This window comes from Paranoxybacillus vitaminiphilus (assembly GCF_003259935.1).
In the GTDB taxonomy this organism is placed as follows: Bacteria; Bacillota; Bacilli; order Bacillales; family Anoxybacillaceae; genus Paranoxybacillus; species Paranoxybacillus vitaminiphilus.
In genome coordinates, this window is record NZ_QLMH01000002.1 from 384,671 (window position 1) to 401,280 (window position 16,610).

16 protein-coding genes are annotated in these 16,610 nt (G+C 41.1%); all 16 read right to left on the reverse strand.

Annotated elements, in window-relative coordinates:
• The 16 genes from ybeY to hemW all read right to left on the reverse strand — a co-directional run bounded on the left by ybeY (window position 1) and on the right by hemW (window position 16,508).
• Window positions 1–471, reverse strand: a complete 471-nt coding sequence (ybeY, locus tag B0I26_RS04510) for an rRNA maturation RNase YbeY (protein ID WP_111644269.1) — start codon at window positions 469–471, stop codon at window positions 1–3.
• Window positions 468–2,570: an HD family phosphohydrolase gene (locus B0I26_RS04515; RefSeq protein ID WP_409991408.1), complete on the reverse strand. Its 2,103-nt coding sequence runs from the start codon at window positions 2,568–2,570 to the stop codon at window positions 468–470. Before B0I26_RS04515 ends, ybeY begins: the two co-directional genes overlap by 4 nt.
• Window positions 2,571–2,822: 252 nt before the next feature.
• Window positions 2,823–3,785 (reverse strand): PhoH family protein, encoded by a 963-nt coding sequence (locus tag B0I26_RS04520; protein ID WP_111644270.1) that lies wholly within the window; start codon window positions 3,783–3,785, stop codon window positions 2,823–2,825.
• A gap of 7 nt (window positions 3,786–3,792) precedes the next feature.
• Window positions 3,793–4,980 carry a sporulation protein YqfD gene (yqfD, locus tag B0I26_RS04525; protein WP_111644271.1) on the reverse strand — a complete coding sequence of 396 codons (1,188 nt, stop codon included), beginning with the start codon at window positions 4,978–4,980 and terminating at the stop codon, window positions 3,793–3,795.
• Between the two features lie 11 nt (window positions 4,981–4,991).
• Window positions 4,992–5,276 (reverse strand): sporulation protein YqfC, encoded by a 285-nt coding sequence (gene yqfC / locus B0I26_RS04530; protein WP_111644272.1) that lies wholly within the window; start codon window positions 5,274–5,276, stop codon window positions 4,992–4,994.
• A gap of 124 nt (window positions 5,277–5,400) precedes the next feature.
• Window positions 5,401–5,847 carry a GatB/YqeY domain-containing protein gene (locus B0I26_RS04535; RefSeq protein WP_111644273.1) on the reverse strand — a complete coding sequence of 149 codons (447 nt, stop codon included), beginning with the start codon at window positions 5,845–5,847 and terminating at the stop codon, window positions 5,401–5,403.
• Window positions 5,848–5,862: 15 nt separating this feature from the next.
• On the reverse strand, window positions 5,863–6,036 hold the full coding sequence (gene rpsU, locus B0I26_RS04540) for a 30S ribosomal protein S21 (protein ID WP_003393897.1): 174 nt from the start codon (window positions 6,034–6,036) through the stop codon (window positions 5,863–5,865).
• 215 nt (window positions 6,037–6,251) lie between these two features.
• Complete coding sequence (gene deoC, locus B0I26_RS04545) at window positions 6,252–6,923, reverse strand: deoxyribose-phosphate aldolase (RefSeq protein ID WP_111644274.1); 672 nt, start codon at window positions 6,921–6,923, stop codon at window positions 6,252–6,254.
• Between the two features lie 225 nt (window positions 6,924–7,148).
• A complete protein-coding gene (mtaB, locus tag B0I26_RS04550) occupies window positions 7,149–8,504 on the reverse strand; it encodes a tRNA (N(6)-L-threonylcarbamoyladenosine(37)-C(2))-methylthiotransferase MtaB (RefSeq protein ID WP_111644275.1) in 1,356 nt (451 codons plus the stop codon).
• Window positions 8,505–8,514: 10 nt separating this feature from the next.
• Window positions 8,515–9,267, reverse strand: coding sequence for a 16S rRNA (uracil(1498)-N(3))-methyltransferase (locus B0I26_RS04555; protein ID WP_111644276.1), 753 nt, complete (start codon window positions 9,265–9,267; stop codon window positions 8,515–8,517).
• 18 nt (window positions 9,268–9,285) lie between these two features.
• Window positions 9,286–10,224: a 50S ribosomal protein L11 methyltransferase gene (gene prmA / locus B0I26_RS04560; protein WP_111644333.1), complete on the reverse strand. Its 939-nt coding sequence runs from the start codon at window positions 10,222–10,224 to the stop codon at window positions 9,286–9,288.
• A 25-nt stretch (window positions 10,225–10,249) separates the two neighbouring features.
• Window positions 10,250–11,380 carry a molecular chaperone DnaJ gene (gene dnaJ / locus B0I26_RS04565; RefSeq protein ID WP_111644277.1) on the reverse strand — a complete coding sequence of 377 codons (1,131 nt, stop codon included), beginning with the start codon at window positions 11,378–11,380 and terminating at the stop codon, window positions 10,250–10,252.
• Between the two features lie 191 nt (window positions 11,381–11,571).
• Window positions 11,572–13,404 (reverse strand): molecular chaperone DnaK, encoded by a 1,833-nt coding sequence (dnaK, locus tag B0I26_RS04570; protein WP_111644278.1) that lies wholly within the window; start codon window positions 13,402–13,404, stop codon window positions 11,572–11,574.
• Window positions 13,405–13,423: 19 nt separating this feature from the next.
• Window positions 13,424–14,041 carry a nucleotide exchange factor GrpE gene (gene grpE, locus B0I26_RS04575; RefSeq protein WP_111644279.1) on the reverse strand — a complete coding sequence of 206 codons (618 nt, stop codon included), beginning with the start codon at window positions 14,039–14,041 and terminating at the stop codon, window positions 13,424–13,426.
• Between the two features lie 205 nt (window positions 14,042–14,246).
• Window positions 14,247–15,281: a heat-inducible transcriptional repressor HrcA gene (gene hrcA / locus B0I26_RS04580; RefSeq protein ID WP_111644280.1), complete on the reverse strand. Its 1,035-nt coding sequence runs from the start codon at window positions 15,279–15,281 to the stop codon at window positions 14,247–14,249.
• 84 nt (window positions 15,282–15,365) lie between these two features.
• Complete coding sequence (hemW, locus tag B0I26_RS04585; protein WP_111644281.1) at window positions 15,366–16,508, reverse strand: radical SAM family heme chaperone HemW; 1,143 nt, start codon at window positions 16,506–16,508, stop codon at window positions 15,366–15,368.
• Window positions 16,509–16,610 lie beyond the last annotated feature (102 nt).

Sequence of the window (16,610 nt, forward strand, 5' to 3'; positions counted from 1 at the left end):
TTAACGTTTCAACCCGAATGTTTCAAGAATTTGTTCTTGCTTAGAAAACATTTCTTTTTCTTCTTCTTCCGTCCCGTGGTCATAGCCTAATAAATGAAGAAAACCGTGCACCGCTAAAAAACCGAGCTCCCGCATGAATGAATGACCATATTCTTCCGCTTGCTCCCTTGCTTTTGGAACGGAGATAATGATGTCTCCAAGCACAGGCGGAAGCTCTGCACCGACAATCTCGATTTCTCCGTCCCCCATCTCTTCAAGGGCAAATGAAATCACATCTGTCGGCTTGTCTTTGCCGCGATAATCACGGTTAATTTCGCGAATTTTTTCATTATCAACAAACGTAACGCTTACTTCTGCTTCATCTTGCACATTCTCGACTTCAGCTGCATAATTCAGAAGTTTTTCAATCATATCCATTTGTTCTTCTGTTACTTCGTTTGTTTCATCAATAAAATCAATGATTAATGTCATGCTTGTTTCACCTTTTCCTTTCGAATTTCGGGATATTCAATTCGTGAGTGAAAAACACCGTTCAGCGTCTCGCAAAGCGATTGCGCTACAAGTTCCAGCTCTTTCAATGTAATGTTGCATTCATTGAACTGATTATCCTGCAAACGATCAGCGATAATGCCGCGCACCACTTTCTCAATTTTTTCTTGCGATGGATTCGAAAGCGACCGAACGGCTGCTTCCACGCTGTCGGCAATGCTAATAATAGCCGCTTCTTTCGTCTGCGGTTTCGGTCCAGGGTAGCGGAATTCTTCTTCCAATACGTAATCGGATTGCTGTTTCGCTTTATGATAAAAATATTTCAATAAAGCCGTGCCATGATGCTGCTCAGCAATATCGATTATTTCTTTCGGCATCTTATACTTTTTTAAAATCGCTACTCCATCAGTGACATGAGCAATGATGATGTTTTTGCTTAGCTGCGGCGACAAATGGTCATGAGGATTATCCCCTATTTGATTTTCAATAAAATAACGGGGACGCTTTGTTTTGCCAATATCATGATAATACGCGGCAACTCTAGCCAGCAAGCCATTCGCTCCAATCGCTTCGCATGCTGCTTCTGATAAATTTGCTACCATTAGGCTATGGTGATAAGTTCCTGGAGCTTCCGTTAAAATTTTTCGCAGCAAAGGATGGTTCGGATTCGACAGTTCAATCAGTTTCATCGATGACAAAATGCCGAAACCAGCCTCTAAAAATGGAAGCAAGCCAATCGTTAGGACGGAGGCAAAAATGCCGGAAATCACGGCCATGATGACAAAAATCCCTATTTCCATCAGTGAATAGTGACCGTTCTTCATAAAAAGCATCGCTATAATCATTGCAATATTAACAAGTGATACAAAAAGTCCAGCTTGCAAAATTTTCGCTTTTTGGAGCTGTTCCCTTAAAAATATAGCTCCAGCTAAACCGCTGGCCAGTAAGTAAATCCCCGCAGAATCGCTGAACGTTCCGGTAACTCCCTCATTAAACATCATGCTTCCGCATATGGCATAAACAAAACTTGTCACAACAGCCAACTGTTCGTTGAAAAGAATGCGGATTAACATCGTTCCAACAGCGACAGGAACAACATAGGCAACATCGGTTAAGTCCATTTCTTGAAGCAAACTTATGAGCTTCATCATGATGAACGTAATCACAAAAATGGCCGTATATAGAAGTAAATAAACATTGCGATGATGATGCTCCGGTTTAAATCTCCAAAAATAATATAAAATCGGTGTTAATAACAATATAACAAAAATGCCAAGGCCGATAAACGGTTGAACGGTGCTTTCGCTCTCCAACAGCCCGACAAGCTTTAATTGATTGTAAATTTCATTCGAAATAAACTGTCCTTCTTCAACGATAATCTGCCCCTGTAATATTTTCACCGGTTTCACTTCGTCCATTGCTTGCCTTCTCTTTTCTTCTGTTGCTGCTCTGTCGTAAATGACATTAGGAATAATCGCATATTTAGCCAATTGAACAATCGCATCTTTCAGTTCATTTTTAACAATAACATACTTTAGTTCATCCTCAACTCTCATTTTCGCATAATCCAAATCTTGTGGAGTAATCCGTTCGCTCATAATCGTGTTGACTGCCGTAACAGTTGCTTCTTTTGCCAATTGTAAATCGGATGGTTTAGCTGCTAATAAGGAACTCCACTGCGTTTCCGGCATATGTGTATATAAATCGCCCGGCAGTTTTTTTTTCAACTTTTGCAATTTTTCTAAATGTGTATCTGTTTCCTCCTGAACCTCCGATATCGTCGTGAAAACAGTTGAAATTAAATCAACACGGTTTTCCGCATACTCTTTTTTTAATGTGTAGACGTCCTCTACACGTTCGGCTGCTTCTCTTCTTAATTTCTCTGTTTTTTCCTTATCTTCAATCGTAATTGGTGAGCGAATCGTTTCCTTGGAAATTCCAAATAGCTGTATATTATATTGTTCCGGCTTCACATGATGATATAGAAACACAAACATCAATAGCGCAAGCAAAACAAACATGGTATAGAGTAAAAAACGAGCTTGTTTCATGTTTTTAATTGTTGAGTAAATCCTCTTCACCGTTTTCCCCTCCGCTTTTTAAAACATCTATTCCTTTACTTTTTCCCCTTTTCAAATATCCAGCTAAAAAAATAGACCCATACAAATAGACGATGGGTCAAGTCCTTAGGTTATTAAACGTTAACGCAAAATGTACTTTAGCCGAATCCCCTCTACTTTACCGGCTGACAGAAGATGCTTTTTTATGATTTGCTTTAGCCGCATTGGACATTATCCGCAGCGGCCAATCAACGAACAATAAACCTTCTGTCTTTATATTCCCGCTTTTTCATACGCATCAATAATTTTTCCAACAAGCGGATGGCGAACAACGTCAGACTGTTCTAAAAAAACAAAAGTAATGTCGCTGACATTTTGCAAAATTTCTTTTGCTACAGCTAACCCCGATTTTACCCCTTTTGGCAAATCTACTTGTGAAATATCTCCAGTGATCACCATTTTTGAACCAAAGCCTAATCTTGTTAAAAACATTTTCATTTGCGCCGGAGTCGTATTTTGCGCTTCATCTAAAATAACAAACGCATCTTCTAACGTGCGGCCCCGCATGTATGCAAGCGGCGCAATTTCAATCGTCCCGCGTTCGATCAAACGCTGTGTATGATCGGATCCTAACACGTCATTCAGCGCATCATACAAGGGACGTAAATATGGATCAACCTTTTCTTTTAAATCCCCCGGTAAAAATCCTAGATTTTCTCCCGCTTCAACAGCCGGGCGCGTTAAAATAATGCGTTTCACAAGACCGTTTTTTAATGCATTCACAGCCATAACAACCGCTAAATAGGTTTTCCCTGTACCGGCTGGACCGACGCCAAATACAAGATCATATTTTTTAATAGCTGATACATATTGGCGTTGTCCTAACGTTTTTACACGAATCGCTTTTCCTTTTGCGTTTTTTGTGATCTCTTCTTCATACAGCTCTGTGAAATAGTCAATGGTTCCATTTTTTGCCATTTGAATCGCATACATGACATCGCGCTCACTGATTGTAATTCCTTTCCGAACGACAATCAATAAATGGCGCAGCACATCATCGACTAGTTGAACACGTTCCACATCACCGGAAACGCTCACTGTCTCCCCTCTCGTCACAATCGAAACGTCAAGTTCTTGTTCAATTCGTTTTAAATGAACATCATGAATGCCAAAAAGTGCAATTGCTTCGTTTGGGTTTTCTAATTGCTGATTAATGGTGATTAACTTTTCTGACATCCTCTATCTAGTCTCCTTGAATAATAGGTTGTGGTGTGCCAATATTTTCTATTACTTGGTAATGCATTTCTAATCTTACTTTACCATTCTCTTTCGCTTGGTGCAAAATTTTTTCTCCTTTAATGGAGGCATCATCTTCAAGTCGGCTGAGCAGTTCTTTACGCGCTATTTCCCTTGCTTTTTGAAACGCTTCTTCCCATGAATAGTTTCTCTCGACTTTCTCCTTTTCGCGATAAATGACACGCTCGTAAAAAAGCGGCAATTTCCACCGCCAAAAGTGAAACGGTTTTTTTTGCTGTTCGATTTCATAATGAGAAAATGCCGGTTTTTTCCATCCCCAAACTGGCAAAGATATATTTTTAAACGAAAGATAATGTTTTTCATAATATTTTCCGGTAAACACATGAAAGGTTGATTGAAGCGGCAGGACGACTGTAGACTTGTACCACGTTTCACCAAAAATTTTTCCGCGCGCCGGCACGGTTTTCGTTTGTCCCTCTTTTCCGATAAAACCGGAGACTAAAATTTGCCCTTTCGATACATAATCATTGACGGAAACGAGTGGTTGTCCTTCTTCGACAAACATATTCGTAATCACTGCTTTCTTTTTAGCCACTAAATGACGAACTCCCATCTTTTTTTCCGGCTTTGGTTGATTTTTTTCCACCACTTGAAAATAAAAGGTCGTCCCTTTTAATTCAACACCGACCCATGTAATCGCCTCAATATGATCTGTCAGCTTTTTTTGAATCGCCTCCGGGTCATCTATCATAAATTGAAAAGCTCCTCTTTCAATCCCCATCTTTTTCAACTCTTTAAGGATTAAATATTCCGTCTCCGGTTTCGCTCCTCTGACTTGAATGTTCCATACCATATTGGACAGAAGAAATATGAGCAATAAAAACAAAAATGTCCCTATGAAAAAGCCGCTGTTTAATAACGTCTTTTTAATAAGAAACGGCATTCCGCTTCTATCGATAAAATAAAGTTTGCATTCGCTTTTTCTAACAAGGAGACGAACCTTGGAAACGTCTTTTAACAGCATATAAAAGCTTGCCGTATACTCATCATGCTTTTTTACTTTCCAAATAAAAATATCATTTCGCAAACAAGCATTAATCAATCTTTCTATCCCTTTTCCGCTCAGCTTCACTTTGACACTGCCTGAAAAATAGCTCAACCATTGGTTCTTCATATCTCTTCCCCCTACTCATCTAAATAAAGAACTTGGCTAATTTTTCCCTCCAGCAAAATTTCCTCTGGTAAAATCGTTTTAATGACAAACGCTTCTCCTTTAACGAGGAGCTGGCCTTGTTTTAAGAGCAGCCGTATTTCCTTATCGCTAAAAGAAAGCAATCCTCGATGATTTTCTATGTATATATGTATTTGTCCAATCATCGTTATGCGCGGAAGATCCATTAAAATATCAGCGGGTAGTTCCATTTTATTTGCTAACCAATTTCTCACTTGCCGCCGCCATTTTCCAAACATAAAAAGACCCCCCTTTCATCTCATATGTATGAGAGAAACAGGGGGGATAGCACTTGATTTTCCTTGCATGGTTATGATCTGTATTAACATAAAAAAACTGCCTCCATGATGGAAGCAGTCTTTTTTAAGATAAATGCTGCAAAACTAATTTGTTCACTAGAGAGCCATCTGCTTTTCCTTTTACTTTCGGCATGATCGCTCCCATTACTTTACCCATATCAGCCTTTGAAGAAGCGCCTACCTCGGCAATCGTTTCTTTAATTAATTGCACAAGCTCTTCTTCACTTAATTGCTTTGGCATATATAATTCAAGAATTTGAATCTCTGTTTTTGTTTTTTCAACAAGGTCTGAACGACCAGCGTTTTCGAATTCCTGGAGGGAGTCTTTGCGTTGCTTTAATTCACGAGAAAGCACCGTTAGCTCTTCGTCTTCGGATAATTGGCTTTTGCCGAGTTTAATCGCTTCATTCTGCAATGCAGCTTTAACCATCCGAATGACGGAAAGCTTTTCTTTTTCCTTATTTTTCATCGCTTGTTTCATATCATTATTTAAACGCTCAAGAAGACTCATGAAATACACCCTCTTTTAATACTTGCGCTTTCTAGCCGCTTCAGACTTTTTCTTGCGTCTTACGCTTGGCTTTTCATAGAATTCACGCTTTCTTGCTTCCTGTAACGTACCGGTCTTCGAAACGGCACGTTTGAAGCGACGAAGAGCATCTTCAAGCGATTCGTTTTTACGAACGATTGTTTTTGACATCCTGCTTCCCTCCCTCCGAACAACACCACTAACATTTCAATTGACATGTTTGAAACATGTACTTGTCAATTATAATATATGCAAAGATTTCGGTCAACTAAAAAAAGAAAACACTTCCATAAAAAAGAGAGGACCTAAAGTATCAGCCCCGCCTCTTATCGATTAAGTGTATGAAGACTAGATACTTATAGGTCAGCTCCTTCTGTTATTTTCCATTAATAGTCTGTTGTCGCTGTTTTTCCTTGAACGATTGCTGCGCCTGAGCTTGTACCGATGCGAGTCGCTCCTGCTTGAATCATCGCTTCTGCTCCTTGAAGATCACGAACACCACCGGATGCTTTTACGCCGATTTCCGGTCCAACTGTTTTGCGCATAAGCGCGACATCTTCAACAGTTGCGCCGCCTGTTGAAAATCCTGTTGATGTTTTTACGTAATCAGCCCCTGCTTTTACCGCAAGCTGGCAAGCACGCACTTTTTCTTCTTCTGTCAGCAAACATGTTTCGATAATTACTTTGACAAGCGCTTTCCCTTTTGCTGCTTCTACAACCGCGCGAATATCACGTTCAACTAATTCGTCATTACCGTCTTTTAGCGCCCCAATGTTGATAACCATATCAACTTCCGTTGCGCCTTTTTCAATCGCATCTTTTGTTTCAAACGCTTTTGTCTCCGGTGTGTTCGCTCCTAATGGGAATCCAATTACTGTACACACTTTGACGTCTGTTCCTTTTAAAAGCTCTGCTGCTGTCGCTACCCATGTTGGATTTACGCAAACGGACGCAAAATGATATTGTTTTGCTTCCTCACACAATTTAACGATTTGCTCTTTTGTTGTATCTGCTTTTAATAATGTATGGTCAATCATCTTTGCAATATTTGTTGTCATATACCAAAATTTCTCCTTTCACACCAAGAAGTCTGACATCTATCATCATACCATTATCTAAAAAAAAAAGCGAGTTTTATGTATAGTTTATCTCTATGTTTTTATTATAAACCAAAGAAAAAAGGCTGCCCGTAAAAACAAAGTGTCCGACCCCACAACCATAATATATAGAAAACACTATATACGATGGATTTCGGATGAGGTCAGACACTTTTTTGGTCAGCCTTAAGAACTTAATTGTATTTTTTCAAGAATATCATCTTCAACAACGCGGACAAATTCCCCTTCATTATACGGATATCCTGCTTTTGTAATTTTCACCTTAACAAGCTTTCCAACCATCTCTTCGGTTGCCGGGAATTTTACTTTCAAATAGTTATCCGTATAACCGACATATAAACCGCTGTTTGGTTCTTCTTTATAACGTTCTTCTGGAATAACCTCTAATACTTGTCCTTCAAATTCAGACGCATATTCTTTCGCTAATTGATCGGAAAGAGCGATAAGACGGTGAACGCGCTCATTTTTCACTTCTTCATCGACTTGGTTTGGCATTCTTGCCGCTGGTGTTCCTGTACGTTTGGAGTATGGGAACACATGAAGTTCTGAGAAACGGTTGTCACGAATAAAGTTATATGTTTCCATGAATTCCTCTTCGGTCTCGCCTGGAAAACCGACAATGACGTCCGATGTAACAGCTAATCCCGGCAATGCTTCACGTAATTGCGCAAGCCGCTCGGCAAAAAATTCCGTTGTATATTTGCGGCGCATCCGCTTTAACACGCTGTTCGAACCGGATTGAAGCGGAATGTGCAGGTGACGGACAATTTTATCTGATTTCTTTAATACATCAATCACTTCGTCCGTAATTTGGCTTGCTTCAATGGATGAAATCCGGAGACGCTTTAAGCCGACAACTTGTTCGTCAATATCGCGAAGCAATGCCGCAAAGTTATAATCTTTCATATCTTCACCGTAGCCGCCTGTATGAATACCGGTTAAAACGATTTCTTTATAGCCGGCATTGACAAGTTGCTGCGCCTGGCGAATCACTTCTTTCGGATCGCGGGAACGCATCAACCCTCGCGCCCAAGGGATAATACAAAATGTGCAAAAGTTATTGCAGCCTTCTTGAATTTTTAATGACGCACGCGTCCGGTCCGTAAATGCCGGAACATCCAATTCCTCAAAGACACGCGCTTTCATAATGTTGCTTACGCCGTTAATCGGCTGCCGTTCACGCTTGAATTGCTCGATATAATCAAGCATTTTCGCCCGGTCTTGTGTTCCAACAACAATATCAACTCCAGGAATGGCCATCACTTCTGCCGGAGAGGTTTGCGCATAACAGCCTGTTACACAAATGACGGCATCCGGGTTTTGCCGAATCGCCCGGCGAATCACTTGGCGGCTTTTTTTATCACCGGTATTTGTCACTGTACATGTGTTAATGACGTATACATCAGCTATGCTTTCAAATTCTTTTCGTTCATAACCGGCTTGTTTAAATAATTGCCAAATCGCCTCTGTTTCATAATGATTTACTTTACAGCCTAATGTATGAAATGCTACTGTTGGCATGATTCTCACCTCACCTTAATTCCAGTTCATAAGAAGCCGCCGCCAATAAATAAAGAGGCGCTGTTTCTGTGCGCAAAATCCGCGGACCGAGACTGCAGGAAATAAAGCCGCTTTCCTTTAATAATGATACTTCCTGCTCGGAAAAGCCGCCTTCCGGACCGAAAACGGCAAGAAGCGACTGTCCAGGCTTTATTCCGCGCAGTATTTTTGTCAAATTGGCTCTCTCGCCATTCCTTGCTTCTTCCTCGTAAGCAATGATTTTATAATCAACTTTCGTGGAAAATTCAATTAATTCGCGAATGGTCATAGGATGATGGACGCTAGGGATCCTTGTTCGCTCTGATTGCTCTGCTGCTTCTTTTGCGATTTTTTCCCATCGTTCCACTTTCCTGTCTCCCTTTTTTTCGTCCCACTTAACAACAGAGCGAGCCGCCAAAAAGGGGATAAACGAGAAAGCGCCAAGCTCTGTTCCCTTTTGAATGACAAGTTCCAGTTTATCCCCTTTCGGCAGCCCCTGGGCAATATAAACATTGATCGGAAGTTCCGTCTGCTCTTCTATCCATTCTATAATATCGGCAATGACCTCATCATTAGTAATTTTTGTTATTTTACATAAAGCCGCCTCACCATTTTCGTTACAACAGACAATGTCTTGACCTTCACGCATCCGCATAACGCGGACGATATGGTGATAATCATCGCCGACAATCGTAATTTGCTGACCATTGAAAAATTGCTCATTTAAAACAAAATAGCGTTGCAAAGCGACACCTTCTTCTTTTTACTCTTTTCTTGCAATAAAAGCAATCCAGTCTTCCATGACTAACGTTTCTTCAACGATAAACCCGGCACGAATCAATCCGTCTTTTACTTCTTGCTTTTTCGCTTGGATAATTCCCGATGTGATAAAGAATCCGCCTTTTTCCAGCAGGCGATACGCATCATCGATAAAACGTAAAATAATTTCCGCTAAAATATTCGCAACAATGATATTTGCCGGCTCTTTTATATTATCTAACAAATTATTTTGCGCGACTGTCACAATGTCTTGAACTTTGTTAAGCTTTACATTCAGCTTTGCGCTGTCCACTGCCACCGGATCTAAATCGAGCGCTTTGACTGACTTTGCTCCGAGCATCGCCGCGGCAATACTTAATATCCCCGATCCGGTGCCGACATCAATCACGATATCATTCGTTTTTACACATTTTTCAAGCGCTTGAATACACATCACGGTTGTTGGATGAGTCCCTGTTCCAAACGCCATGCCCGGATCCAGCTCAATAATAAGTTCATCGCTCGAGACTGGTTCATACGTTTCCCAAGTCGGAACGATAGTAAACTTTTTTGAAATTTTTACAGGATTATAATATTTTTTCCATGCCGTCGCCCATTCTTCTTCATTGACTTCACTTATCGTGATCGAGTTCTTTCCTAAATCGATATCATACAACATCAGGTTGTTAATCGCCTGTTTAATTTCCTCGACTGTCTCTCCCAAGAAGCTATTGACCGGTAAATACGCTTTAATAATAACTCCTTCTTCGGGATAATCATCAGGATTGAGTTGGTAGATTTCCCCGAAGGAAGTATCCCGCTCTTTCGTCAAATCAAACGGATCTTCAATGACAACGCCGCCCGCTCCCGCTTCGTGCAAAATATTCGAAATCGCCTCAACCGCCTCATGTGTCGTATGAATGCTAATTTCTGACCATTTCATCATCTGCCAACTCCATTTTTCGAAATTATTCTCCCTTAAACGCCTTTTTCATTTTATCAAAAAAACTGCCATGCGTTCCATGTTGTGCGCTTTGGTCGCTTAGTCGATCAAATTCGCGCAATAACTGTTTTTGTTTTTCAGTTAATTTAGTCGGGGTGACAACCCGAACAATAATGTGCTGGTCTCCTTGACCATACCCTCTCACATTAGGCACACCTTTTCCTTTGAGGCGGAATTTCGTACCTGTTTGCGTGCCAGCTGGAATTTTTAATTTTACTTTGCCGTGTAGCGTTGGCACCTCAATTTCATCACCGAGTGCAGCCTGAGCAAATGTAAGTGGAATTTCACAATAAATATCATCGCCATCGCGCTCAAAGAATTCATGCGGTTCGACGCGGAAAACAATGTATAAATCTCCCGGCGGTCCGCCATTGATGCCGGCTTCTCCTTGTCCGGCAACACGCAATTGCTGACCATCATCAATGCCAGCTGGAATTTTTACATGAATCTTTTTGCGTTTTTTCACACGGCCGCTTCCGCCGCACGTTGTACATTTTTCTTTAATAAACTGTCCTGTACCGCCGCAATGATGGCATGTTCTTCGATTGACAATGCGGCCAAACGGCGTCGCTTGTTCGATGCTAATTTGTCCTGTACCTCGGCAATGCGAGCACGTTTCTTTTTTCGTTCCAGGCTTTGCTCCAGAACCGTGGCACGTATCGCACGTTTCTTCGCGTGGAATTTCGATATCTGTTTCTTTTCCGAACGCTGCTTCCTCGAATGTTAATGTCATTGTATACTGTAAATCAGCTCCTGCTCTTGGCGCATTCGGATCACGGCGTCTTGTGCCGCCGAAGAAAGAACTGAAAATATCTTCAAAGCCGCCGAAACCGCCGAAATCAAAATCAGCCCCGCTAAAACCGCCAAATCCTTGATTTGGATCGGTATGACCAAATTGATCATAATGAGCGCGCTTTTGGTCATCGCTTAGCACTTCATATGCTTCTTTGATTTCCTTGAATTTTTCAGCAGCGTCCGGTGCTTTGTTAACATCTGGATGATATTGTTTTGAAAGTTTTCGGTACGCTTTCTTTATTTCATCTTTCGTGGCATTCTTGCTTACTCCGAGAACCTCATAGTAATCTCGTTTGCTCATTATCATCCACTCCCGATTCACTCACATAACGGTAATTGTAACATTTGTCTCTTTATAAACGCAATATTTTTGCTGTTAAAATGATCGAATTCAAACAATGTTCCCTTTCATAGCAAAAAAGTCAAAGCCAAGACAGGCCTGACTTTGACTTTTTAGACAATCGAACAAATAAAACAGCTGGACTATGCATTTTATTTATCATCTTTTACTTCTTCAAATTCCGCATCAACGACATTGTCGTCTTTTTTGCCAGTGTTGTCTGCTCCCGCTGTCTGCTGTGCTTGCGCTTGTTTGGCCGCCTGTTCATATAGCTTGATGGAAAGCTGTTGAACGATTTCCTGAAGCGCATTTTTCTTCGCGCGAATTTCTTCGATATCGTTTTTCTCTAAAGCGGCTTTCAATGCATCCTTCGCTTCTTGCGCTTTTTTCACTTCTGCTTCGTCTACTTTTCCTTCAAGCTCTTTTAACGTTTTTTCTGTTGTGAACACTAAATGGTCCGCCTCGTTGCGGAGCTCGGCTGCCTCTTTACGTTTTCTGTCCGCTTCCGCATTTTCTTCCGCTTCCTTAATCATGCGCTGAATTTCTTCTTCAGAAAGACCTGATGAAGATTTAATCGTAATCGATTGTTCTTTGTTTGTACCTAAATCTTTCGCGCGCACATGGACAATACCGTTTGCGTCAATATCAAACGTTACTTCGATTTGCGGCACACCGCGCGGAGCAGGAGGAATATCCGTTAATTGGAAACGGCCAAGCGTTTTGTTGTCCGCAGCCATTGGACGTTCCCCTTGCAATACATGAATGTCCACTGACGTTTGATTATCGGCTGCTGTTGTGAAAATTTGCGATTTGCTTGTCGGAATTGTCGTGTTGCGCTCAATTAATTTTGTAAACACGCCGCCCATTGTTTCGATACCTAATGAAAGCGGAGTAACGTCAAGAAGCACAACATCTTTCACATCTCCAGCGATAACACCGCCTTGAATCGCTGCCCCAATCGCAACAACCTCATCAGGGTTAACACCTTTATGCGGCTCTTTACCGATTTCTCTCTTAATGGCTTCTTGAACAGCTGGAATGCGCGTTGAGCCACCGACAAGAATCACTTTGTCAATGTCGCTTGGTGTAAGGCCTGCGTCTTGTAATGCCTGGCGAACAGGTCCCATTGTGCGCTCGACAAGATGAGCGGATAACTCTTCAAATTTCGCACGAGTTAATGTCATTTCTAAATGTAATGGACCTGTTTCGTTTGCGCTGATGAATGGTAAGGAGATTTGTGTTTGCGTTACGCCGGAAAGATCTTTTTTCGCTTTTTCCGCTGCATCTTTTAAACGTTGTAACGCCATTTTATCTTTCGATAAATCAATGCCGTGCTCTTTCTTAAATTCTTCTACTAGATAATCAATGATCACTTGGTCGAAATCGTCACCGCCAAGATGGTTGTCACCAGCAGTTGCTTTTACTTCAAATACGCCATCGCCAAGTTCAAGAATCGATACGTCAAACGTACCGCCGCCTAAGTCATACACAAGGATTGTTTGGTCTTCATCCATTTTGTCAAGACCGTAAGCAAGCGCTGCTGCTGTCGGCTCGTTAATGATACGTTCTACTTCTAAGCCGGCAATGCGACCCGCATCTTTTGTTGCTTGACGTTGCGCATCGTTGAAGTAAGCAGGTACCGTAATAACCGCTCTCGTTACCGGCTCACCTAAATATTCTTCCGCATAAGATTTTAAGTACTGTAAAATAATCGCAGAAATTTCTTGTGGTGTATATTGTTTTCCTTCAATCTCTACTTTGTAGTCTGTCCCCATATGGCGCTTAATAGAAATGATTGTGTTTGGGTTTGTGATAGCTTGACGTTTTGCCACTTCCCCTACTTGACGCTCACCGTTTTTAAACGCCACGACAGATGGAGTTGTCCGGTTTCCTTCAGGATTTGGGATAACTTTTGGTTCACCGCCTTCTAACACGGCAACGCAAGAGTTCGTTGTACCTAAGTCGATACCGATAATCTTGCTCATCAATAACAACCTCCTATGACTATTGGCTAACTTTTACCATTGATGGACGAATCACGCGATCTTTTAACTTATAACCTTTTTGAAACTCTTCAACAACTGTATTTGGTTCATAGCTGCTGTCTTCCACTTGCATAACCGCTTGATGCAAATGCGGATCAAACGGCTTGCCTACCGCCTCGATCACCTCGACTCCTTCTTTTTTCAAAGCATCCATTAACGAACGGTAGACCATTTCCATTCCTTGCAAAATCGATTTTGTTTTATCATCTTCTGCTTTCACCTTAAGAGCCCGTTCGAAGTTGTCTAAGGCAGGTAAAATGTCTGTCACTAAGCTTTGGGCGCGGTATTTTTCCGCTGCCTCAAAGTCAAGCCTTGTGCGGCGGCGGAAATTGTCAAAATCAGCATGAAGACGAAGATAGCGATTTTCTAATTCTTGCAACTTCTCTTCAAGCTCTGCAATTCTCTTCTTTGCAGCTGTTAACTCACTATTTTCTTCCATTTGTTCAGAAATTTGTTCAGATTCCGGTTGTTCAGAAACCTGTTCAGGCTCTGTTTGTTCAGAAGCTTCTGCCGCTTCAGCTGTCGCTTCTTCCGATTTGTATGTAGCCACTTCCTCTTGCTGCAATTCTTTCTCCATCGCTTTCACCTCCCTCGAAGAGATGGTCTCTATATATGTCTATATATGTATAAAAAGTAATATTCAAAGGAAAGAGGCTGTCTCATCATGGTCTGACCTCACGTGCATCTCACAATATATAGCTCATTTATGCCAGTCCTATATATTGTGTTGCGGGGTCTGATCCTCGGCTTTTGAGTCAGCCTCCTTACCAATATGGCCAATCTTAATTGTTTTGATACCATTGTGTAAGCACCGTTGATAAATCAGAGGCTACGCGATTCAAAATCGTAATGACGCGGGAGTATTCCATGCGCGTCGGGCCAAGAACGGCAATCGTTCCTAGCTGTTTTTCCCCGACAGAATATGTTGCTGTAATTAAGCTGCAGTTTTCCATTCCGCGCAATTGATTTTCCTTGCCGATCGTCACTTGAATGCCCTGTTTATTATGTTTGCGCAATAAGTTGTAAAAATCTTTTTCCTGCTCAATCACTGTCATAATCGAACGCACTTTTTCAATATCATTAAACTCCGGCTGACTGAGCATGTTCGTTTTTCCGCCAAAAAACATTTTTTCTGCCGGCTGCAAATCCAAAGTATCAGAAATTGTTTTTAACATGCTGTCGTAGTTGCGGATATGCGCTCTTAAGACATTGGCTACCTCTTTATAAATTTTATCTTTCAAGTCAACAAGCGGCACGCCGATGAGACGTTCGTTTAAAATATTGACCATTTTTTCTAAATCAGATGGGTTAATTGAAGCCGGAATCGTAATGACCCGGTTCTCGACGTGGCCCGTATCCGTTACAATAATCGCTACCGCCGTTTCTTTATTCAGCGGAATAATTTGAATTTGTTTAAGTTTATTGTCTTTTACGGCCGGCCCGAGAACAATCGACGTATAATTGGTCAAATCCGATAAAATTTGCGCTGATTTTTGCACCACTTTTTCCAGTTCATAAATGCGCTCAGCAAAAATCGATTTAATCTTCGCTATATCTTCATGTGTTAATCGCTGCGGTGATAATAGATGGTCAACATAATATCGATATCCTTTTTCCGATGGTACTCGTCCGGAGGAAACATGTGTTTTTTCAATGTAGCCAAGCTCCTCTAAATCGGCCATCTCATTGCGAATCGTTGCTGAGCTGAACGTAATTTCCTCTTTTTTCGACAACGTTCTAGAGCCTACCGGCTGACCAGATCGAATAAAATCATCAATAATGACTTGTAAAATAAGCAATTGGCGATCGGTTAGCAACTATCATCACCTCTGTTAGCACTCATAGACATCGAGTGCTAAATCTACTATTAAAGTATCAAATCCATACGTTTATGTCAACGTTTATATGATGCCGATAAACGCTTGAAACACTTCATTTCCAAGCAGTTTGCCGCGATGGGTGAGCCGGATATGGCTGTCTGTTTCTTCAAGCAGCCCCCTTTGTTTTTGTTCAGCAATCTGCTTGCCAAATACCTCATGGACAGAGCGATGATATTTCTGCGCAAACGTTTCTTTAGAAACCCCTTCCGTTTTCCGCAGCCCGAGAAACATTTCTTCTTCCATTTTTTCTTCCAACGTAACCTTATGGCTTTCTACATACGGAAATCCGGTTTCTTCGATAAGGTTCATATATTTTTTTAACGGACCGGCATTGACGTTTCTTTTACCGTATACATAGCTATGTGCCCCGGCACCGATGCCAAAATATTCTTCATTATTCCAGTACGTAAGATTATGGCGGCTTGAAAATCCAGATTTTGCGTAATTGCTGATTTCATATTGATTATATCCATAGTATTCCATTTGTTCCATTACAAGCTCATACATTTCTGCTTCTTCTTCTTGGCTCGGCAACGACAACATGTCTTTTTTTAATAAATTGTAAAATACTGTTTTAGGCTCAATAATTAGGGAATAGGCTGAGAAATGCTGGACATCTAACTTAAAAGCAATGTCTAATGTATCACGAAGATTTTCGATTGTTTGTTCTGGAAGTCCATACATAAGATCGATACTAATGTTTGTAAAACCGGCTTCTTTTGCCATTTCAATCGTTTGCAATACATCATGTTTTCGATGCGTGCGCCCAATTTTTTGCAGCAACTTGTCATCGAATGTCTGCACACCGAAACTAAGGCGGTTCACCCCTGCTTCTTTTAACAACTGCAGCTTCTTTTTTGACAGTTCATTCGGATTTGCTTCAAACGTGAACTCCACCTCATTTACATTAAAGCTAAAATGCTTATGAATACTATTTAAGAAATAATCTAGCTGCTTTATTTCGAGAACAGTTGGAGTACCGCCGCCAACAAAAATCGTTTCCAGTTCGGAGGTTGGAAACTTCTCGATTGTGTTCTTCATTTCTGTCTCCATCGCCTGTAAGTACTCATCTACCGGCTGACCTTTAAAAAATACTTTATTAAAATCACAATAATGGCAAATTTGTGCACAAAATGGAATATGAAAATATGCTGCTTTAATCAAGAATGATCACAACCTTCTTATGCATATTTGACATGCAATTTTTTATTTGTTTCGATTAGGCTAAAAAACAAGGGGCTGACCCATCAGTGTCTGACCTCACGT

Bases quoted from the DNA above. Each gene is read 5' to 3' on its own strand.
- rpsU (WP_003393897.1), bottom strand. From the start codon at position 6,036: ATGTCAAAAACAATCGTTCGTAAAAACGAATCGCTTGAAGATGCTCTT.
- ybeY (WP_111644269.1), bottom strand. From the start codon at position 471: ATGACATTAATCATTGATTTTATTGATGAAACAAACGAAGTAACAGAA.
- yqfD (WP_111644271.1), bottom strand. From the start codon at position 4,980: ATGAAGAACCAATGGTTGAGCTATTTTTCAGGCAGTGTCAAAGTGAAG.
- deoC (WP_111644274.1), bottom strand. From the start codon at position 6,923: ATGACAACAAATATTGCAAAGATGATTGACCATACATTATTAAAAGCA.
- yqfC (WP_111644272.1), bottom strand. From the start codon at position 5,276: ATGTTTGGAAAATGGCGGCGGCAAGTGAGAAATTGGTTAGCAAATAAA.
- B0I26_RS04535 (WP_111644273.1), bottom strand. From the start codon at position 5,847: ATGAGTCTTCTTGAGCGTTTAAATAATGATATGAAACAAGCGATGAAA.
- prmA (WP_111644333.1), bottom strand. From the start codon at position 10,224: ATGAAATGGTCAGAAATTAGCATTCATACGACACATGAGGCGGTTGAG.
- grpE (WP_111644279.1), bottom strand. From the start codon at position 14,041: ATGGAGAAAGAATTGCAGCAAGAGGAAGTGGCTACATACAAATCGGAA.
- B0I26_RS04520 (WP_111644270.1), bottom strand. From the start codon at position 3,785: ATGTCAGAAAAGTTAATCACCATTAATCAGCAATTAGAAAACCCAAAC.
- dnaJ (WP_111644277.1), bottom strand. From the start codon at position 11,380: ATGAGCAAACGAGATTACTATGAGGTTCTCGGAGTAAGCAAGAATGCC.
- dnaK (WP_111644278.1), bottom strand. From the start codon at position 13,404: ATGAGCAAGATTATCGGTATCGACTTAGGTACAACGAACTCTTGCGTT.
- mtaB (WP_111644275.1), bottom strand. From the start codon at position 8,504: ATGCCAACAGTAGCATTTCATACATTAGGCTGTAAAGTAAATCATTAT.